Raw genomic sequence first — 21,466 nt, 5'->3', positions numbered from 1 at the left:
GCCCCGACTATCCCCCAACGCATCCAAAATACGGTCTTTTTGGGTTGGGAATGTAAGATTTCTGCGGAGAGAGCCCCGGCTGGTTTCACAACCCAAAATGCCGTCGGCTGTCCCCACTGCAAAATCGAAAAGACAAAGGAAGATTATTTTGGTAGATGTCAGTGTGGTCCCCGAGCAGCGAGCCTCGTGGTCAGGAAAACTCGGTTTCGTCCTCGCGGCAGCCGGTTCAGCGGTCGGATTGGGCACTATCTGGCGTTTCCCTTACCTGGCGGCGCACTACGGTGGGGGCACGTTTATCTTTGTGTTCTTTCTCTTTATGCTGACCTTGGGTGTTGCGCTGCTGGTGTTGGAAATTGCACTAGGGCGGAACACGGGCAAATCCATCATCATGGCGTTTGCATCTTTCGGTAAGCAATATCGGTTTGTGGGAATGCTCACCGCCGCGGTCCCCTTCATCATTGCTTCGTATTATGGCGTGGTGGGCGGCTGGGTGACCCGCTACATGTTCGCCTACGCCGCCGGCATGACGAAAGAACTGGCTGACGGAGGCGATAATTTCGGGGCATTCATCTCTGACGGTCCGCAATCTGTGGCGTTCATGCTGCTGTTCGGGGCGATTACGTTCATCATCGTGGCACTGGGGGTCAACGGTGGGGTGGAACGCGCTAACCTGATTATGATGCCGGCGCTGATTCTGGTTTCGCTGTTGATTGGGATCTTTACTTTGACCCAGCCCGGCGCTTTGGACGGTTTGCGATATTTCTTGGTTCCCGATTTTTCCAAGTTTTCACTAGAGTTGCTCATCGCCGCTCTGGGGCAGACGTTCTTTGGTCTGTCGCTGGGTGCGGCGACGATGGTCACCTACGGGTCTTACATGAAAAAGGATGTCTCGGTGGCGTCCTCAGCCCTCCAAACGACCGGCACCACGCTGGGGATTAGCCTGCTGGCGGGATTGATGATTATTCCCGCCACGTTCGCGACCTTGGGTTCTGCCAACGCCGTGGCAAAGAATTCCGGACCGTCCCTGATGTTCCTGGTTATCCCGGAGGTGTTTGATAAGTTTGGCAGAATCGCTACCGGTATCGGTTTCGTGTTTTTCCTGCTGGTCATGTTTGCCGCTCTGACCAGCATGATTTCCCTGGTGGAGGCCTGCGTGTCCATCTTGCAGGACACTCTGGCATGGAAACGACGCCAAGCCCTGTTGGTCACTGTCGTGGTGCTCAGCTCTGCGGGAATCATCGTGACCTTGGGCTACAGCTCCCTGTCGTTTATTCAGCCTCTCGGTGAGGGGTCGACCATACTTGACTTCCTGGACTTTATGACCAGCTCGGTGATGATGCCACTGGGTGGTTTGTTGATGTGTCTGTTCTTTGGGTGGCGAAAGAAGCCAGCAGTACTCATTGACGAAGTGCGTCTCTCTGGGGAGTTCAAAAGAGCCGGGCTGTGGGGTGTGATGATTAAATACGTCGCCCCCATCCTGCTGGTGGCAATCTTTATCACCAGCGTGTTGAAAACGTTCGGCATTATCAGCTTCTAAAAAGAGTTTTGCCTCCGGCGAGTAAATCGACCGGAGGCAAAACTTTACAGTTCCACAAGTTTGCGTCGCTGTAGTCGCAGGGTCACGTCGGCGTTGCGGGCGAGCTCTTTGGAGTGAGTCACCACAATGACGCATTTGCCTTCCTCGTGGGCAGCCTTTTGCAGGATTTCTGTCACTCCCGCGGCGGTCGCTTCATCCAGGTTGCCGGTCGGTTCGTCTGCCAAAATGACCGGCGCTGCGGACACCAGGGCGCGTCCGATGGCGACCCGCTGCTGTTGCCCGCCGGACAGCAACAGGACGTTGCGTTTCGCTTCTTTCGCGTCCAAGCCCAACTTTTCCAACATTTCTGTGCTGGCTTTCGCGTTGACCAAGCGCAGGTTCTCCAGCGGAGTCAGGTAGTCGATGAGGTTGTAGTTTTGAAACACCAGGGAAATTTGGTGCTTGCGATGGTAGGAATAACCCTTTTTCGCGATGTCTGCCCCGTCAAATAGGACCGTACCCGCGGTCGGGGCATCGAGTCCTGCCAGCAGACTCAGCATCGTGGATTTGCCTGCCCCGGAGGCTCCCAGAATGGCATAGAACTTACCTTTCTGAAACTCGTAGTTGACGTCGTCCAGGACTTTTGCCCCGGCACCTTTGTAGGTGTAATCGATGTGATCCAACTGTAAAATGCTCATTTTTTCTCCTTAACTCAACTTGGAAAGAATAGATTTCGGGGTTTGACGCATGATGGGGAACAGCGCCAGCCCCAGCGCGATGATGATGACCAGGAAGCCCAGTCCCAGGGACATCGCATTCCCCGCGATTCCGTTGGCAGGCTCTAGCGCCGCTAACGTCTCATTCCCGGCTTTGGACAGCACCAGCTGACCCAAGCTGTTTGACAGCAGCCGTCCCAGGATGACTGCCAGCACGGCGCCCAGCGCCCCAAATATGACTGCCTCCAGGAGGAACTGCAGCCCGACCTCCAGTTTCGTCTTGCCCAGGGACAGCAAGATACCAATCTCGGGCAATCGCGAGCGCACCCAGAATGTCGCCACCAGTGCCAATACCAGCGCTCCTGCCAGGCAGAATCCCCACAGCAGCATTCCTAGCATCTGGTCGACGCCGGAAATGGCTTGGAGCACATCGGCGAACTGCGCCGAATTGTTTTCCAGGCTCAGCTTGGGGGCCGTGGTCTGAGCGGCTTTCAGGACCTGGGGCAGTTGGTCAGCTCGCTCGGTAAAGTAACGTGCGGTACTGACCTGACCGCCGAGCTTTTGCAGGGCGTCGAGGTTCGTAAACACTTGGTTTTCGGAGTTCCCCGAGGGCAGCCCGGTACGGTTTTCGGCTTTCCCGGAATAAATCCCCCCGATTTTCAGCCGCACCACGGTGTTTTCGTGGCGCAGTTCCAGGGTGTCTCCCAAGTGCAGGGAATTTTTCCGCGCGAAGTCGCGGTGAATCATCGCCTCAACACCAGGTTTACCGATGTGAGAGCCCTGTTCCAAGGTATAAATCTTCCCCAAGAACTCTGGGTTTAGCGACGAATCGCTGGTGCCTTTGATTCCCAGCAAATCCCCGCCAAACTCGGGGTCCAGCTGGATTCCGCTGGCGGCGCTGACCAGGCTGGCATTTTCCGGTTTTGCTGCAGCTTCGCCTTCATAGGCGTGGCGTTTGACTCCCGGCAGGTCAGCGAGTTGTTTCAAGGTCTGGTCCGGGAGCTGACCGGTTTGGCTGGTGGCGGTGAACCCCGCCAAAACGTTAGAGCTGATGGCATCGCGCACACTCAACATGGTGGACTTTACCCCGGACTGGGCGACCAGGGCGGTAAACACCAGGGTAATAATCGCCACCATCAGCAGGCTGCGACGCGGTCGGCGAATGACCGAACGCCAAGAACGTGACCATACCCCGTTCATTTGTTATCCACCAACAGGGCACGCGGGCTTTTTCGCAGCATCGGCACGGAGGCAATGACCACGACTATCGCAATCAGCACCAGCACCGTGATTGCAATCTGACCAGCGGATGCCAGGCTCAGGTCGACGGTGAGTTTCTCTAGCGTCTTCATAGACGCCGAAGATTCCATATCCGCCCCAAACTGACCGGCTTTCGCCATTTCTTGAGCAGCTTGGTGATTGACCGAGGACAGCACGGAAGTGCCCATCCCCTGCGCCAGCATTCCCGCCCCGAAATAGGACAGGACGAAAGCAGGAACGGCAATAAAGATTAGCTCCAGGGCGTACTGCGCCATAATGCTCGCTTTGGTCACCCCCATCGACAGCAGGGTTCCCGTCTCTTTCTTGCGTTCGTTGAGCCACAGACACAGCACCAGCGCCAAAATGGCTCCTGCCAACACAAAGGTAGCAATCGTGGTGGTGGTCATGACACTACGAACCCCGTCAATCGCGCCGGTGATACCGGCGAGGTATTGGGTCGAGCGGCTCAACTGATAGCTGCGCCAGTCGATGTCTTTGGCAGCGGCAGCTTTCACCACATCGTCAAAGTTGGCGCCCTTTTTCACAAAGAAGTTCGCATCTTGATAGATTTCGGTGGCAGGTGTGACGTTGTACAGCGTCCGGGTGGTGTCCAAGTCGGTAAACACGGTGTTAGAAAACAGTTCGTTGCGCGATACCGCCCGGTCTGCGTTTGAGCCAGACACGAGTCCGACGATTTCGGTGGTGACTTCATTAGTCGAGTGGTTTTGGTTATCGGCGTCATAAGGGTTGCCCTTGAGTGTCAGTTTGCTGCCGATGGTCAGGTGATTGGCTTTTGCCAAGTCCTGGTTGATGATGGATTTATTTTTGTCCTGGGCATTCAGGTGGCGACCTGCCACCAGTTTTAACGCCCCGGAGCGGAAGTTATTATCCATCTTGGTGTCGTTGACTCCCCACACGTTCACGGCGTTGCCGAACTGGGCTTCTTTCGTTTCGTCATAGTCTTGACGGTCGAGCTTTTGGGCTGTGGCGTCCACCAGGTCAGCGGTGACGTTCTGGCGGGCGACGTAGTTCTGCACTCCGTCCAGCGAGGCGAGTTTTTTAATGTCGGCGGGCTTCACGTTTCCGGCGCCTCGCGGCGTGCCGGTGTTGAACTGGGGATTGTTTCCCAGCACAAATCCCTGTCCAGTTTTTGCATCGATTTCCGCCGCGGTGGCGTCAGTAGCGCGGGACACGGCATTAGCGGACATCAGCACCGTAGACATCGCCAGAAATATAGCGAAAATGATGATGGTTTTAATTCGTTTCCGGGCGACGTAACGCCAGGACCTTCCTACGAACGACAATAGATTCCCTCCTGTCGTGGTGTTTAGCGTAAGCATAGTGATTTTCTTTGCTCAGTAAGCATAAGCAACTGCGGCGGCACCCGCCCTCGTGGAGCCTCATACCAGGGTATTAACCCGTCGATTCGTCCTCAGACCAGGGCACCACTTTGCCGAGCTGAGTATCCATATTGTCTGAGGGTCGTTTTATTCCGAAACAATCATCATAACACGCAAAAAGATCTATTTTCCTGTAGATTTCCTCAAAATATCAGGGGAAATTGCCGGGAAGGCTAAAAGCCCAGGTAAATACCCGATGTATGGTGTGAATAGAGAAATAGCGCGTCCTGACGGTATGGATGAAGAATAAAGGCTTGAAAGCCGCTACGGAATCAGGGTGGGGACAATGATAAACCGGGTAATAGTGCAAAAAGCTCTGGCGATAATCGCCACTTTCGCCTTGCTGATAGGTACAGTACAGCTAGTTTCCATGATGGTGCGACCCACACCGGCCGATGCATCTACAAACACCCAGAACATTCCGCCGGACTACGGTCCCCTCGGCGACGCCGAAAATGATCCCTGGACCACGAACTTCCCACGCCCCGACAATGTCGAACATGCCCCCGAATTGACTAATAACCGCGTTGCTTTGGTGTTTAACTTCGAGCCGAGCTACGCCTGGGAAACCATGGGCGGAGCCTATTTCAGTTACAAAGACGGCAAACCCTACCGCAACTTTGATCAGTCCAATCAAATCATTCAGATGCTCAGCCACCTGCGGGGCGCTCCGGTCTCGGTCGGGGTCTACACTTTCCACCGGGCTCGTTCTGCTAACGGGGTATCCCCCAATAACACCCCGAACTTGAAAGCGACTTCCCTGGAGAACAAAGACGGTTTTGACAAGGTCGTCGCCAAGTTGCGTACCTTGGACGCCACCGATGGGGAAGGCTATCGGATGAAGGCTGAGGACGGCTCGAACTTCGAGTGGGGACTAAAGCAAATCCGCAACGATATGGATGCCTATGCGCAGGAATATCAAGCCAAGCACGGAACTGCGCCCTCCCAGCCCCTGTATAACAACATCATCGTGTTCACCACCGGACTGGGATATTGCTACGGCGATCCCAGCAATGAGAAATGCCGACCGGTGTTGGACAGGTTAAATGCCGAAAACGCCGCGTACGATGAAGCCAAAGCGATTGCCGACAAGGGCGCCCACGTGAACTTTTTAGCTATGGGACCGTCCTATTACAATGATGGCCGACGGAAAGACTTCCTCACCAAATTAGCTGGGAAAGCCGGCGGCAATATCACCGTCATCAAACATAATCTGAACGGCTACGGAACTAAAACCTCGAATACCCTGCTGAACTACGACTGGTATCACTTCCAGGACCCCCGGAATATGGACTCTGACTGGTACAACAAACCGACCAATAAGAAAGATGCTGCCCAGCGGGAAGCAATCCGAAAAGCCTGTAACCAATTTGACCCCTCTACCGGTCCGGAACCGACGGGCAATCCGTACGACTTAGCTGAACAACGCTGCAATCACGTGCGGGATGGAAAGTTTGCTGAAACCGTCGAGGACTACCTGTTTAGAGACAAAGGTCTGGAGATTACTGCGGATGCGGTGGATGAAAACTTGGTGTTCCAACACCCCATTGCGAACACCGACTTTGAAATCATCGGTGGCAGGAAACTGTCTACCGGCACGGACGGCATCGTTGAAAAACCCACCAGGGGTGAGCGCAGCCTGCAAATTGTGCCTCGACCAAATCAGGAAAAGTACGCCCTGACCCGCCTCCGGCTGCCGAATGACAAATACTCCCCGGAAAAACTGCCCCGAGAGGCTAACGCCCGGTGCGTAGGTTTCTCCAGCCGCAAAGATCCGTTTACTTTTGCCCCGGCAGATGCCACGGGTACAAATACCCGCGGCGGGATTTCCCTCGCGCAAGCCGACTTCGATAAGTACACCTATATTAAATGTGGGTTCTATCACCGCCTCCTGCAAGAATCCGTGCTGCGTAAATCCGTGAAAGTCAGCAATGAGCAAATCCGCTTTGACGTGCTGAAATCCAAGTTTAAAGTGGCGTGGAGTTGTAAGGATCCCTACACTGTTACAGACCCCCAGCAGCCCTTTGTAAAAGATTCCAGAGAATTGGTGTTGGCAAAACAAAATACCAGCGGTCCCGACGTCACCCTGAACACTGAATATACCTTCCCCGATATACCCATCGGCACTAAGGGTCGGGATGACGTGCACCGTCTGCCGGTTGGCGCCACGTGCCAGGTGGACAGCTCCGTGAAGTATCCGCATCGCTGTTACGGCAGGGATCAGTCCGCTAGTTGCCCCGAGCCGTGGAAAAAAGCCGACTGGGACAACCTGATGACCGTCCAGGATACCCTGGATCACTCGCAATACTTTGAGGTCAAAGAAACCAAACCTGTTGCCCCAGCCGCCAACGGCTACGACTACAGCTTTACCGCCTCCGGGGAGCATTTGACCAAGCCGGAGTTCGCGGCTCCTACCGAGAAATCCATCTTGGAGTCACTAACCACTTTCACCTCGAAGAAAGCCTCGGTGAAGTTAAAGGTCGAGCTCACCAACAAAAGTAACGATCCCGCATTTTCGAGCCTAACTAAGCCAGGGAAAGTGCCGGTTTACTACAACTGCCGCTATATGGGTGACCCGACTCGCCCGCCGGAGATTCCCGAATCCGGCGCTGCCGCGATGCCCGGTTATGTGGAACTCGGCGCGGTAGATGTGCCTACCAACGGTACTGATTACTACGAGCTGGGGATTAAACGTGACCCCACTACCCATGAGCCGATATTGGATAAAGCCGGTCACACCATTCCGACCTGGCCGGTCGGCACCCACTGCCTGTTCACTTCCCTGCCCCCGAAAGGCGCACCCGGAACCGCAACAACCCACCCGTGGAGCGTAGAGGGCTTTAACATCATCGACAGCTACTCCTCCAACGTGTGCGCCAGTGATTGGAAGGATAAGGGCACTGCGGAGAAAAAGTGTACCAATAACTATTTCTGGGTTCATTCCGGGGGACAGAAATCCATTACGCTCCAGCAGGACCTAGTACGGAAGAATGCGCAGATAACCTTCACCAAGACCGTGAGCGGGGACGCAGAATTGGTGGGGAGTGAACAAACATTTAAGGAAAACCTCAGCTGTACGCATAATGGCGCGAACATCCACACCGGTACCGCGAGCTTTATCGCACAAGCGGACGTGCCCGTCACGGTCACGGTTCCGGCAGCTGCCAAATGTAGCGTTACCGAAGAGAATTTGACCGGTGTGCCGAATGCCATCACCGTCACTAAACCGGGGCAAAAGACTTTCGGTCCGATTACGGATACAACCACTCCGGTTCCGGTTACGACCGATACCAAATTCACGTATAAAACTGTCAAGAAACAGATACAGCACGTTTCCAGCTTTGATACCACTGTCTCTGACCAGGACCTGCAAGATGCTTTGCAGAGTCTGACCAAGAAGGTTACTGCTACCTGCACGAAGCCGGGAGTCGCAAAGCCTGAGGTTATTGAAACGAGTATTAACGGTGACGGCACGGTCGATTTGGGAACCCTTCCCATAGGCACGACCTGTACCTATGCCACGGAGATACCGGGATTACCAGATTTGACGAAAGCGACCGGCGCAAACGGAGCCCCACGCTATCCTGACGCCAATCGGGTCATCGTCTCTACCACGGTGGAATCCCCTAACGTGACTTTGGACGGGGCTCCCGCAAAAATTACCACCACTTATAAGCTGCAAACTGCTGGCAATATCACCTTGCACACCGAATCCGGGGACACCCTGCCCTACGCCTCCCTCAAGTCCGGACTGCCCGGAAACTACAACTACACCATTAACTGCGGGAATGGCGAAATAAATGTGACCTTGACTCGCGACGGTGGCGTCAAAGAACTATCCGGGAACACGCAGATTCCCGCAAACGCCCGGTGCACCCTGACCCAGATCACGAACGATGACCCGAGACTGACCCGGATTACCAAAATGACCCCCTCTAACGGCTACACCGTCAAGCATACGTCGAGCGATACCGGCAATCCCGTACTCACGTTTACTTCCCCCACTGCGAGCGGTAGCTTGAGTATCAACATTGTCAACAACTATGCGGTGGCATATACACAGCTGATGCTCTCGACCACCACGGACGTGAAAACTTCTGCCGATACCGACTCAGCAGCCAACATTAACGTACCTGCGAAGTGGAAGAAAGCCCTGTTCATCCACAAAACGGATACCGGAGCCACCACGGGCGACTACAAGGCTCGTGCCAAACTGGTGTGTACCAGCGGGTCGGACAAATACACCATCGCCGGCGACTTTACGGTGAATGAGGACGGCTGGCGACTGCCCAACCCGCTGACAGTGCCGGTGGGCTGGAGCTGCCAGATTGACCTCAAACAGCCACGGTTTAAGATTCCCGGCGCTGACCTGGTGGGTGCTGACGGCAAGGCACTCAACGCCGATGCCCCCTCGGGAGCCAACTTTACGTGGAACGCCGTGGGCGGTTCCGGAACAGATGCCACCCAGAGCGGTTTAACCGGCAAGGTGGTCACCCGAGCTGGAAGTGCTGCTGATGCCAACAGCCTGACACTGCATATCCCCTACCGGATGCAGCTGGGTTCGTTTAACCTTAAGAAAAAGGTCGGCGGCGAAGGCACGTCGATGATTCCGGGAAATCACCAGTTCAAGGTCGATTATTCCTGCACGCTAAACGGGGTAAAGATTCCGATACCCGCTGCCCGCACTATCAAGGGTAAGCAGGACGTTACTGCCACGTTAGGCAACGACCTCAACGACCGACTCGCGGATTTGGCAGACCAGCAGAGCATCAAGATGGGACGGTTCGAGCAAGGTGAATGGCACCCGATTGACGCCCTGCCCGCCGGTGCCGTCTGCGCGGTATCCGAAGATTCGACCGTAGCCGAGCGTCCGCACTCCAAGTGGGACAACTATTGGGAGCTGAACGCCGGGTTCCGTTCCCGCGAACCGATTGTGTCCAACTGCGAAACGAAAGGCACTGACCTGTGCAGCTACCAGACTGCCACTTCGAAAGCCATCGCCCTGGTGAAACTGCCACGCGACGCGAAAGCCAAAGAAAACACCTTCTGGTCAAAGAAAGACAACCCCAGCGGTTCCACCAACCCGATCGTGCCCAAGATACTGCCGGAAAACTTTGCGGGCACGATGGTGCCGTGGAACAACTACACGTTTGAAAAGACCCGCGTAAAGGTAAATCTAAAGATAGACGGTAACGGGAAACGCCTGGGCGAGGGCAAAGCAGTCTCCTTGCGTTTGTACTGCAAACCACCCACCCTGGTGGCGAACGGAGTCACGATTCCAAACGCCGGTAACGCTGCCGCTATCTATAACACCACGCTGAAACTAACCCCCAGTAAGGCTGACCCCTACACGGCTACCGCCGTGTCGGACGTGTTCGTGCCGGTGGACTATAACTGTGTGCTGGCAGAAATCCGACCGGAGTCCTATGACGCTACGGTGGACTACCAGCTGCACCGAGTGAGTTCGGATACCTCCACCAGTTTGACCGATGATATTCCCGCTGATGCCACCGACCCCCTGACGACCCTGAAAGATCATTTAGCGACCCTATTTGGGGACATTGATGTCAACGGTGGTACCGCAGACGGCGTAACATACGCGGCGGATGAAAACCTGGTGCCGGCACAAAACGAAGGCATTCTCAAGGGCTTCCGGGTACATCCCGACTACGTTTCGGCACAGGGAGGCGAGCAAAAGTACACGGTTTTCGACCTCACCAACACCTACATCCGTCCCGAAGCAAACCTGAGGGTCAGTGCCCTGGTGGACACGACGACGCCAAGCACCACGTACCAAGAAAACGTCGGTTCGAAGCTCACCATTGCGGGATACCAGGTCAACTACACCTGCACCGATGCTTACCTGCGGAATCCGGCTCAGCCGCCCGCCACCGAGGACACCCCGGTGACATACACCGGCACCGTGAACGTGGACAGTTCCGGTCACGCTGTTCAGGTCCAGCGGAATGCTGAGACAGAGGGGATTCTGCCCGCCACGGCTACCTGCGCTTTCACGCTGAAAAACGCCGACACTACCGACCCGATAGCCAACTACCCGACTTTACGTCACCGGCTGGGCGCAGACTGGCGCGAAGACACTGTGACCAGTGACCCGACACCCAGCACGAAGAAAGTCTCGGCGGAACAATTCCAGTCCGAATACATGGACGATAAATACCCCTGCCCAACTGAAACTGACCCGGATCAGCAATGCTCGACCCAGAAATCTGATTTGACCCAGTATCAGCACGCGAAAGGCGTGACCCTCGATCCGACGGGCAAGAATCAGACCACCATCACTTTTACGAACACCTACCTGGTGCAAAAGGCCGATATTGGGGTCGTGGCGTATCCGCAAGGCGACCGCGCTGAGCGGCTGCTGGCAAAGGACACGACAAAGTACCCCTATACCTACCGCTGTACCTATCCGACGCTGCCGGTCACGTATCCAGAAACGGGAAGTCTGCAGTATGAATACACCAGCGCCTCCCCCGTCGCGGTAGGCGACGCCAAGGCTGCCCAGTTGGCTCGCGCAATCGTGCCAGTAGACACCAAATGCACCATTGTCCCCCAACCGCCCTCGGCAGATTTGAGCAGCCTGACAAATAAGGGTCTGACACACCTGACCTCGCTGATGACACCGCCACGGGAACAGCTGCTAGACCCTGCCACCGGAACGCCCCGCACCGCACCGAAGTTTAGTGACGTGCTCACCGCCGAAGGCAACGTGGAATGGTCGGCAGCTAACCGCGCGGAGGTACCCTCGGCGGGTTTCCCGATGAATGCTGGCGACGACCCGCGCGTGGTGCTGCACACGATTTATCGAGACAAGGCAAAAGTCCAGGTCCGCAAGGTGGATAAGGATTTCCAGACAGCAATCGATACCGGGGCTAAGTTCAAGATTTACCCCGTCGACACGAACGGTCAGCCAGATTTAAATCAAGGCATCGAGGTAAGCGCGCAAACGGACGTGAACGGCAACACAATACCCGGCGTATTCACGGCCACGCTGGCACCCGGCGGGTATGCGCTGGAGGAAACCAAGTCCGGGATGGGCGAAATGCTGCCGACCTATTGGAATTTCACGGTCAGTCCTCAGAATCACCTCGATAGCAACCGGAAATTCGACCCGTACACCGACTTTGGTCAGGACCTCGAGGTCAAATTGGCAGGCTATGTCTCCCACACCGGGATGGTAGCCGTGCGGACCCCCGCAAACGATACCCAGCCGTGGTCTATTGATGTGGCGGAGGTTTCCTCCGGATATTTGCCCAAGACCGGTGGGGCACGTCTCTGGATTGAGCTGACGGGACTGCTGATTCTGGCAGGCGGGCTCGCCCTGACTTACCGACGCAAGACTTTACTCAAAGAAAACCATTAATAAACACAGGAAGATGAGGTTAGTTAATATGAAATCCATAGGAATACCCATTTGGCGTCGCACTGTGGCGATTTTTGCCACCGGAGCGGTCGCCCTGCTGGGGGCTGCGGGAATGCTCAACGCGCCGGTCGCCTCCGCCGCAGCGATTAACGGTAACGCTACCGGCTCAATCACGGTGCACGCTCTGACTATGCCCACCGGCGGCCGGACGGCAACCCCCACTGGTATGGAAACGACTCCGTTACCGGCAGGTGCAACGGCAATCGAAAACGCCACCTTTAAACTCGAGAAATCCAACATTGACATCACCACCAATGCTGGATATTCGAGTGCCCTCGGATTGACAGCAAAAAATTTCGGCGCCCTGGATCCGACCTTCGCGGCACAAACCGGCAAGACTACAACAGACGGTACCCATAAATTCCAGGGTCTAAAGCCGGGCGTGTATCGACTCACGCAGACGGCTGCCCCGGAGGGGAAAACCCTGATGGCTCCGGCGGTCGTGTTTGTCCCCATGACGGATCCAGCCAACACTGCCAACTGGGTGTATGACATCCATGTCTATCCCAAGAATGGGGATGCCAGCAAGATTAAAAAGACGGACATTACTCCGGCAGGTACTCCTATCACGGTCGGTTCCACAATGACTTGGCAAATGGACGTGCCGATTCCAGATATCGACACCAACGACACCTTCGCGACGTTTAAGGTGCAGGATTTGCCGACCAATATGAAAGCTACAATCGTCTCCTCCGTTACCATCGACCCCGAACACGCGAATACCGGTTTGACTGCTGGCAATGCCAATGACTACACCGTGGCTACTGACTCACCGACCGCTAACCAGCTGGAGGTCACCTTTACTCCCAATGGTCTAACTAAAATTAACGCTGCCAAGGGCAAAACCATGCGTTTGATTGTCAAAACCGAAGTGTTGAACTCGGTCAATACTACCGACGGGGTCACCAACGCCGCGAAGGCTATCTACACCACGGCAAACGGCGGCGGCGGCGAAACGACTATTGTGTCCGATCCGGATAACCCTGCCAAGACCACTTTCGGCAAGCTAAAGATTTTGAACGAAAACGCTACCGGCACCAAACTTTCCGGAGCGAAGTTTAAAATCTACCAGTGCGCGGGCGACCCGTTGGGCACCAAAACGACCGGGAACGCGCTGACCATCGGCGCCAACAGTGAGTTCGAGATTACCGATGCCGCTAACGGTGTGATCGTCGGTCCGCTGGGCGCCACTGAGGGAGAGCTCTGCCTGGTCCAGACCAAGGCACCCGATGGCTACCAGCAGCTGGCTGGTCCACAAAAGTTCGAATTCACTAAGGCGAAGATTACCGGCGCCGCTGGCAACACCTTAGAGGTGACGGTAAAGAACACCTCCACCAGCTCCATTACCGGTTTGCTGCCAAATACCGGTGGCAAGGGCATCATCCTGTTCGTCATCGTCGGTTTGGTGCTGTTGGGTGGAGCTGCCGTCTATATGCGTCGCCAGCGCTCCTAAGCGCGCTCACCCGCAGTACCGGGATTAAACTCAACTAGCCGAAAGGAGGGGTAAACGTGAGCGGAAAGAACTCTGTAGTGTTGGCGCCACGCTCGGTCGCGAACGCACCAAAACATATCAACGTCGTCCACTCACGCCCCCGCCTGTGGATTCCTGTGCTGTTGACCATCATCGGGGTAGGGGTACTGCTCTACCCGGTGGTGGCAACAAACTTCAACAATTATGTGCAGCACCGCCACACCCTGACCTACAGCGAACAAATCGAACAGAGCCGACCCGAGGTACTGGACGAAATGCTCGCGAAAGCCGAGGAATACAACCGAAGCATCCCCGGCACCCCCGTGCTGGACCCGTGGATGGCGCGCGTGTCCAAGAACAACTATCCCTATCAGGGGTATCTGCACCAGCTGGACCTGCTGCCCGAAATGGGACGCCTGATTATCCCCAAAGCGCGGGTCGACCTGCCGATTTATCACGGCTCCGAAGTGGAGACTCTGGAGCGCGGGATCGGTCACCTCTACGGTTCGTCCCTGCCGGTGGGCGGAAATGACACCCACGCCGTGTTGACCGGACACACCGGACTGCCCACCGCGACCCTGCTGGACCACCTGGTAGACGTGGAAAAAGGCGATTTGATGTTCCTGGATGTGATGGGACGCAAGATGGCTTACCGGGTTTACGACATCCGCGTGGTGAAACCCGACGAAATAAAGACCCTCAAAGTCCAGGGCGGACGCGACCTGCTGACGGTCTTGACCTGCACCCCTTATGGAATCAACTCCCACCGCCTGCTGGTCACCGGGGAACGCACCACCCTGCCCTCCGAGGACTTCCCCGCGGTGCAGGCTCCGCTGCAGACCTTGTCTTGGTGGATGTGGGTGCTGGTCGCTATCGCCACCGCGGCAGGAGTGCTGGCAATAGTGTGGGTGTGGGGGCAACTACGTCGGCGACGAAACGAAAACTTTAAAGGTGACGCACCGCGTGAAACCGAAAAAACCAGGGAGATGAAGTCATGGAAACGAAACTGAAAATGCGCCTGACCGCGCTGGGGGCAGGATTTGCGCTGGCTCTCAGCCTGGGTGCCGTGCCCGCCCTGGCCAGCAACGAAGAGGACCACATTCATGCCGTCACCGGCACCACCACCGGGTTGAACGTAAACGCCATTGCTGGCTCCCAGACCGGCACTATTGAAGTGCATCTGACCCGCAAGAACCCCAATGATGACCCGAAAAACCCGACCGTACCCAATGGTTCCACCGCAAACTACACGGTAAAGATTTCGAAAGTAAAAGACGTCGCCACCACCGGGACAGGCGTGGATTACCGCAAGTTGGCACAGCTGACTGTCACCCAAGCGCGCAAAAAAGGCTTGGAAAGCCCCCAAACCGGCACCACGAACTACGCCGGTGTGGTGGAGTTTAAGAACTTAGCACTGGGCGTGTACCTCATCGAGTCCACCCCACCAAACACACCTAACACGAACTTCCTGAAGTTCTGCCCCTCCCTGGTGACTCTACCCTACGGCGACACGTCGTCTGGCAGCCCCAAATGGAGTTACGGACTGGGACTGGTGCCAAAACCGGTAGCGACCGCAGCGCCCCAGCCCGGAGGCGGCACTGGCGGTGGCGGAGGTACGCCTGGATTCGCTCCCACGCCCAGCCAGAGCGCCACGCCCAGCCAGAGCGCCACCCCCAGTCAGAGCCCGAAACCCAGCGTTAGCCCGGTCCCCTCCCCCAGCAATACCCCGCTGCCAAAGCTGCCGAAAGGGGTCGACCCGAACCGAGTCACCGACCCTTATGACATCCCCGGCTGGATTTACGACCCAAAGACGAACACCTACATCCCCAACCCGGACGACCCGCGGGTGGCTGGCACTTGGGAAGAATGGGGTCTGACCCCACCCAGTCAGTCGCTGCCCGGCAAAGTCGCCGGTGCGCTGGCAAAGACTGGGGTGCAGATAGCCGGAGCCATGACGCTCAGCGCCGGGCTCATTGTGGTGGGGCTGGTGCTGATGCGCCGGCGCTCTAACTCAAGCGAGCCTGCAGATTCTGATCCAGGACGTTCATGAATTCGTCGCTGGTCAACCACGGGGTATCCCCGCCGACCAGCAGCGCCAAGTCCTTGGTCATCTGACCGCCCTCGACAGTCTTTACGATGACATCCTCGAGGGTCTCGGCGAACTCAATGACCGCCGGGGTGTTATCGAGCTTGCCGCGATGCGCCAGCCCGCGCGTCCAGGCATAGATGGAAGCAATCGGATTCGTAGAGGTCTGTTCCCCCCGCTGCCAAGCCCGATAGTGGCGCGTCACCGTGCCGTGCGCTGCCTCTGCCTCAACGGTGCGTCCATCCGGGGTCATAAGCACGGAAGTCATCAACCCCAGTGAGCCGAAGCCCTGCGCCACCGTGTCGGATTGGACGTCGCCGTCATAGTTCTTGCACGCCCACAGGTAGCCGCCGTGCCACTTGAGGGAACTGGCGACCATGTCATCAATCAAACGATGCTCATAGAGCAAACCAGCAGCTTCAAACTTGGCTTTAAATTCGGATTCATAGACTTCGGCGAAAATGTCTTTGAACGCCCCGTCGTAGGCTTTCAAAATTGTGTTCTTGGTCGAGAGGTACACCGGGTATTTCCGCGCCAGGGCATAGTTAAAGCAGGCATGGGCGAAATCGCGGATAGAGTCGTTAAAGTTGTACATGCCCATGGCGACACCGCCCGCCTCGGGCATGTGAATAATCTCGTGCTCGATGGGCTTGCTACCGTCGTCAGGCACCCAGCTCAACATAATCTTGCCAGCACCGGGAACCTTAAAGTCCGTCGCCTTGTACTGGTCACCAAACGCGTGCCGCGCCACCACAATCGGCTTGTCCCAACCCTTGACCAAACGCGGCACGTTTTGCATGATGATTGGCTCCCGGAAGATGACCCCGCCCAGAATGTTGCGGATAGTGCCGTTGGGGGACTTCCACATTTTCTTTAGCCCGAACTCCTCTACGCGGGCTTCATCAGGGGTGATGGTCGCGCATTTCACCCCCACCCCGTACTTCTTAATGGCGTTGGAGGAATCAATCGTGACCTGATCCTCAGTCCGGTCGCGATTTTCGATACCCAAGTCGTAGTACTTCAGGTCTAAATCCAGGTAAGGCAAGATGAGTTTTTCGCGAATTTGTTGCCAAATAATGCGGGTCATCTCATCGCCGTCGAGTTCGACCACCGGATTTTCCACTTTGATTTTCGCCATTTTTGCTCCTTGTAGAGGTCAATTTTCCGGGCTTAGCGCCACTATCGAAATTTTACTCGATATCGAGATAAATTTCCAGGAAATTGCCCCTAGGGCGGGAGCACCGGGTTCGAGCCGGCGGTCTTACTTCACCAGTTTGTCGGCGTAAAGTTCCTCGATTTCGGCAGCAAAAGCCTCGGCGACCTGCTTGCGCTTGACTTTCATCGACGGGGTCAGCAGACCGTTTTCGACGGTAAAGGCGGTCGGCAAGACCTTGAACTTACGGATGGACTCGGCGCGAGACACCCGGGCATTGACCCGTTCCACCGCTCGTGAAATTGCCTGCAACACCTGGGGATTCTTGGAAGCGGTCAGCGGGTCCATCGTAGGCATACCGTGGTTCTTTAGCCAGGTCGGCAACATATCCGCATCCAGAGTAATCAGGGCAGACACGAACGGCATTCCCTCGCCTACCACCACCACTTCGTTAATCAAAGCATACTGGCGCAGCGGGTCTTCCAACACGGAAGGCGCCACGTTCTTTCCCCCGGCGGTGACGATAATGTCCTTGGCGCGCCCGGTAATCCGGACGAAGCCATCCTGGTCGATAGTCGCCAAGTCACCGGTCTTAAACCAGCCGTTTTCAAAAGCTGCCTCGGTTTGTTCGGGATTGTTATGGTAGCGATGGAAAATCGCGGGACTCTTTGCCAGCAGCTCTCCGGTGGAAGAAATTTTCAAGTCAGTAGCTGCAACGGCAGGACCGACCGTGCCAATGCGGTTGGTCCTGAGGTTGTTAAAGCACAGGGGCGCGCAGGTCTCGGTCAAGCCGTAGCCTTCCAGCACCGGCATTCCAATGCCACGAAAGAAATGCCCCAATTCTTCGCTCAACGGCGCTCCGCCACAAATCACAAACTTGAGGTTCGGACCAAACAGAGACAAAATTCGGCGGTAAACCAGTTGGCAATAGACCAGACGCTTCGCCCGCAGCCGCCGGTTGGGTCCCTCGGGGGTATCCAAAGCGCGCGAATACGCCTCGGCGACTTTCACCGACCGAGAGAACAAAATCCGCGAAATCCGGTGCGCTCGGGCTTGAACCTGAGCCGTGTTGTAAATCTTTTCCAGTACCCGTGGCACCACCATCGCATAAGACGGGGCGAATTCTTGCAGGTCCGTAATCAGGTTGCGGATATTGGGAGCATGACCCAGGGTGCCCGCGCCCCAAAGCTGGAGGAACTGCAGATACTGAGCCAAAACGTGCGCCAAAGGCAAGAACACCAGCAGCCGAGAGGACGGATACCCTGCGACTTCCGGCATCCACCTCATGCCGTTCGCCAGCAACTCAATCCAGTTCCCGTGCGTCAGCTCCACGCCTTTGGGCTTTCCGGCAGTCCCGGACGTATAAATAATCGTGGCAACATCGTCGATAGTCACCGCGCGGGAACGCTCGTCAACCTGAAAATCGGGAACGTCCATCCCGGCTTTCTTAATCCTGACCACCGCGGAATCTTCCAGGCACAACACGTGTTTCAGGCTGCGACCGCAACCCCGTTTCGAGCTGACCAGCTCACGCATTGCGTTCGTTTCGCACACCACCAATGCCGGGTCAGCGTCCTCCAGAATCCACGCGATTTGTTCCGCAGAATCCGTCTCATAAATGGGAACCACCACCAGTCCGGCGCAAAATCCCGCGTATTCCAACAGCATCCAGTCATACGAGGTGTGCCCCATGATAGAGAACCGATCTCCGGGTTGTAACCCCATCCCAATCAAGCCACGCGCGACCGAGTGAACGTCTTCGTTAAACTCCACTGCCGTCATCGAACGCCACCCACCGAGCTCGGTCTTTCGATCCAGCAGTTTCGCGTTGGGCAGGCGACGCACCCGGTCTGCCAGTGTCCAAGGCAAAGTTTGATGCTGTTCAGCGGTAAACAATCGGGGGCAATGCCAGAATCGCTCCCCGTCTATTTCCACCCATCCAGGCTTATCCATCGGGTTCTGTGCATGGGTGGAAATCTCGTCTCGATTGTTACGTTTTTCATCAGCCATAGGGTTAGCTTACCAACTTTCTGAAATATCCTGCCATTGAGTCATCGCAGTTCACCCTGGTAATACCAGCATCACCAAGGTAATTCCTGTTGCCGCCGCGACCAACACCGTCACATCAAAGATGGTCCCGCGCGCCCGAGTCCACGCGTGGCGGTTGGTCAGGCGAAACACTGCCAGTGCCAACAAAACCACCACTAAGCCCCAAACTGCCGCTTGCCACCATCCGACCACGGAACACACCAACAGAGCCACTACCGCTGCCCCCAACAGCAGCACCTGAACCCGGCTGGGGGCATCAAACGGATGCGGAGCCGAGTCGGGCACCAAAGTGGGCTGATCAGGCGTCACGGAGTCCAACGCCTGCCAGTCCGGCGCGGCAGGTTCGGGAGCTTGCGGGTTTGGGGTGTTCAAAAGGTTCCCTTGACGTTTTCTGAAGTCGGTTACGGTTTCGGAGTCACGGCGGGACCAGAAATCGCCAGATTACCGGTCCCGCCAGCACGTCTAGTGGAAGAAGTGACGCACCCCGGTGGTAAACATCGCGACTCCGGCCTTTTCACACACGTCGATAGTTTCCTGGTCGCGGATAGAACCGCCGGGCTGCACGATAGCTTTCACACCTGCGTTGATGAGAATCTGTGGCCCATCGGCAAACGGGAAGAACGCATCGGACGCCGCGACTGCGCCCCGAGCTCGCTCGGGCGGAGCAGCCACTGCCAAGTCCTCAGCCCGCGCTCCCCCGGCGGTATCGCTCTGGCTCGCGGCGGCGTCTCCAGTCTCGCGTCCACCCAGGGTGTTGGCGCGTTCCACCGCCAGTCTGCAAGAATCCACCCGGTTGACCTGCCCCATGCCGATACCGACCGTCGCGCCGTCATGTGCCAAGAGAATAGCGTTAGACTTCGTGGCGCGGATAGTCTGCCACGCAAACTCCAGGTCATGCAAGGTCGCTTCGTCAACATCAGGACCGCACACTTTGGTCCATCCGCTGGAGCAATCCCCTGACTCCGCCACATCATCCCGCTGCTGCGCCAGGTATCCCCCGCTGATTTGGCGCACTTCCAGTGCCCCTCGGGCTGGCGGGGTAACGCGTAACACGCGCAGATTTTTCTTGGATGCCAGGGCTTTCACCGCTCCTGGCTCATAGGCAGGAGCCAGCACCACTTCGGTGAAAATCGGGGCAATCTGTTTCGCCAGTTCCACCGTCACCGGACGGTTTACCGCAATCACCCCACCGAAAGCACTGACCGGATCGCAGGCGTGAGCTTTACGATGCGCGGTCGCGACGTCAGCGGCTACGGCAATCCCGCACGGATTGGCGTGTTTGATAATCGCCACGCAAGGCTCAGCGTGGTCATAAGCTGCCCGAATCGCCGCGTCTCCGTCCGTGTAGTTGTTAAACGACATTTCCTTGCCATGCAGCTGAATCGCGTTGGCGATGCCGGGAGCCGGCTTGGAGTGGGGGTCCGAACCTGCCCGGTCGCAAGCCTCAATATCATCCAGCTCGGGGTAATGCGTGCAAGCGGGACAGTTGCATTCTCCCTCTGCATTTTCTTCCATCTGGTCCGCAGTCTGTTCCAAATCAACATAGAGCGCCGCGGACTGATGGGGGTTTTCTCCATAACGCAGGGAGGCAATCCGTTCCCCGGAAAGTTCCACCCATTCCGGCATCGCAGAATCCTCATCCGATTCGTCTGCCGACGCCTGATCCCCGACGTTTTCCATCGCGAAACGAGTCATCTGGTCATCAAGCCAAGTGGCGATAGCAGCATCATATTCAGCGGTATGCGCGAAAGCTTGCGACGCCAAGAGCCTGCGTTCGTGCAGGTCAAAGCCACCTGCCTGGACTGCTTCGATAACGGCTTCATAAGTGTAGGGCGACACCACGACCGCCACGGAAGGGTGGTTCTTGGCGGCGGCACGCACCATGGAAGGCCCGCCGATGTCAATCTGTTCCACGCAGGCATCGAAGTCAGCGCCGCTGGCTACCGTATCCTCAAAGGGGTAAAGGTTGCACACCACTAGGTCAATCGGCTCGACCTGCAAATCTTGCAACTGCTTGACGTGGTCAGGTTTGCGCCGATCCGCGAGGATACCGGCGTGGATGTGCGGATGCAGAGTCTTAACCCGACCTTCCAAGCATTCGGGGAAACCCGTCACGTCCTCTACCGGAGTGACTGGCAAACCCGCGGCCGCAATCTTTTTTGCGGTGGAGCCAGTGGAAATGATTTGCACGCCAGCTTCGACCAGAGCCTGTGCCAGCTGTTCCAGTCCGGTTTTGTCCCACACGCTAATCAAAGCCCGTTTGACAGGAATCTGAGTATCCTTGTTCCGATTTGTCGTTTCCGCCACCTTGTCTTGCCTTCCTTAATTCAGGTTATTGCTTTTTTCTAAAAATCAACAGTAATTGGGCGTTTTC

At 56.4% G+C, this 21,466-nt stretch carries 12 protein-coding genes; 5 read left to right on the top strand and 7 right to left on the bottom strand.

All coding sequences use genetic code 11. From position 1 onward, the window contains the following. Positions 1–97: 97 nt before the first annotated feature. Positions 98–1,537: a sodium-dependent transporter gene (locus tag HMPREF0576_RS01825; RefSeq protein ID WP_004010478.1), complete on the top strand. Its 1,440-nt coding sequence runs from the start codon at positions 98–100 to the stop codon at positions 1,535–1,537. Positions 1,538–1,581: 44 nt separating this feature from the next. Here HMPREF0576_RS01825 and HMPREF0576_RS01820 read toward each other — a convergent pair whose 3' ends face one another. Genes HMPREF0576_RS01820 through HMPREF0576_RS01810 form a run of 3 tightly spaced genes read right to left on the bottom strand, consistent with a single transcriptional unit; the run spans position 1,582 to position 4,832 of the window. Further along, a complete protein-coding gene (locus HMPREF0576_RS01820; RefSeq protein WP_004008108.1) occupies positions 1,582–2,214 on the bottom strand; it encodes an ABC transporter ATP-binding protein in 633 nt (210 codons plus the stop codon). Positions 2,215–2,223: 9 nt separating this feature from the next. Beyond that, positions 2,224–3,432 (bottom strand): ABC transporter permease, encoded by a 1,209-nt coding sequence (locus tag HMPREF0576_RS01815; protein ID WP_245527304.1) that lies wholly within the window; start codon positions 3,430–3,432, stop codon positions 2,224–2,226. Beyond that, on the bottom strand, positions 3,429–4,832 hold the full coding sequence (locus HMPREF0576_RS01810; RefSeq protein ID WP_004008110.1) for an ABC transporter permease: 1,404 nt from the start codon (positions 4,830–4,832) through the stop codon (positions 3,429–3,431). The genes HMPREF0576_RS01815 and HMPREF0576_RS01810 overlap by 4 nt, the downstream gene beginning before the upstream one ends. 346 nt (positions 4,833–5,178) lie before the next feature. Here HMPREF0576_RS01810 and HMPREF0576_RS01805 point away from each other — a divergent pair, with 346 nt between their 5' ends. Genes HMPREF0576_RS01805 through HMPREF0576_RS01790 form a run of 4 tightly spaced genes read left to right on the top strand, consistent with a single transcriptional unit; the run spans position 5,179 to position 15,854 of the window. Further along, positions 5,179–12,273: a DUF5979 domain-containing protein gene (locus tag HMPREF0576_RS01805; protein WP_004010475.1), complete on the top strand. Its 7,095-nt coding sequence runs from the start codon at positions 5,179–5,181 to the stop codon at positions 12,271–12,273. Between the two features lie 13 nt (positions 12,274–12,286). Further along, positions 12,287–13,786: a SpaH/EbpB family LPXTG-anchored major pilin gene (locus HMPREF0576_RS01800; protein WP_004010474.1), complete on the top strand. Its 1,500-nt coding sequence runs from the start codon at positions 12,287–12,289 to the stop codon at positions 13,784–13,786. Positions 13,787–13,842: 56 nt separating this feature from the next. Then, positions 13,843–14,814 (top strand): class C sortase, encoded by a 972-nt coding sequence (locus HMPREF0576_RS01795; protein ID WP_004010473.1) that lies wholly within the window; start codon positions 13,843–13,845, stop codon positions 14,812–14,814. Next, complete coding sequence (locus tag HMPREF0576_RS01790) at positions 14,799–15,854, top strand: isopeptide-forming domain-containing protein (protein WP_004010472.1); 1,056 nt, start codon at positions 14,799–14,801, stop codon at positions 15,852–15,854. The genes HMPREF0576_RS01795 and HMPREF0576_RS01790 overlap by 16 nt, the downstream gene beginning before the upstream one ends. On the opposite strand, the gene HMPREF0576_RS01785 is transcribed toward HMPREF0576_RS01790, so the two are convergent. From HMPREF0576_RS01785 to HMPREF0576_RS01770, 4 genes are all read right to left on the bottom strand, one after another. Beyond that, on the bottom strand, positions 15,811–17,028 hold the full coding sequence (locus HMPREF0576_RS01785) for an NADP-dependent isocitrate dehydrogenase (RefSeq protein ID WP_004010471.1): 1,218 nt from the start codon (positions 17,026–17,028) through the stop codon (positions 15,811–15,813). The two genes, HMPREF0576_RS01790 and HMPREF0576_RS01785, sit on opposite strands and share 44 nt — an antisense overlap. 123 nt (positions 17,029–17,151) lie before the next feature. Then, positions 17,152–19,053 (bottom strand): AMP-dependent synthetase/ligase, encoded by a 1,902-nt coding sequence (locus HMPREF0576_RS01780; RefSeq protein ID WP_004010470.1) that lies wholly within the window; start codon positions 19,051–19,053, stop codon positions 17,152–17,154. Between the two features lie 51 nt (positions 19,054–19,104). Next, positions 19,105–19,464, bottom strand: a complete 360-nt coding sequence (locus HMPREF0576_RS01775; protein WP_004008117.1) for a hypothetical protein — start codon at positions 19,462–19,464, stop codon at positions 19,105–19,107. A gap of 90 nt (positions 19,465–19,554) precedes the next feature. Beyond that, a complete protein-coding gene (locus tag HMPREF0576_RS01770) occupies positions 19,555–21,399 on the bottom strand; it encodes a bifunctional phosphoribosylaminoimidazolecarboxamide formyltransferase/inosine monophosphate cyclohydrolase (protein ID WP_004010469.1) in 1,845 nt (614 codons plus the stop codon). Positions 21,400–21,466: the final 67 nt, after the last annotated feature.

Origin of the sequence: Mobiluncus holmesii ATCC 35242, assembly GCF_000185445.1 — a bacterium.
Taxonomy (GTDB): Bacteria; Actinomycetota; Actinomycetes; order Actinomycetales; family Actinomycetaceae; genus Mobiluncus; species Mobiluncus curtisii.
The sequence above is the reverse complement of the archived record's forward strand: the minus strand, read 5'-3'. Positions and strand labels throughout refer to the sequence as shown.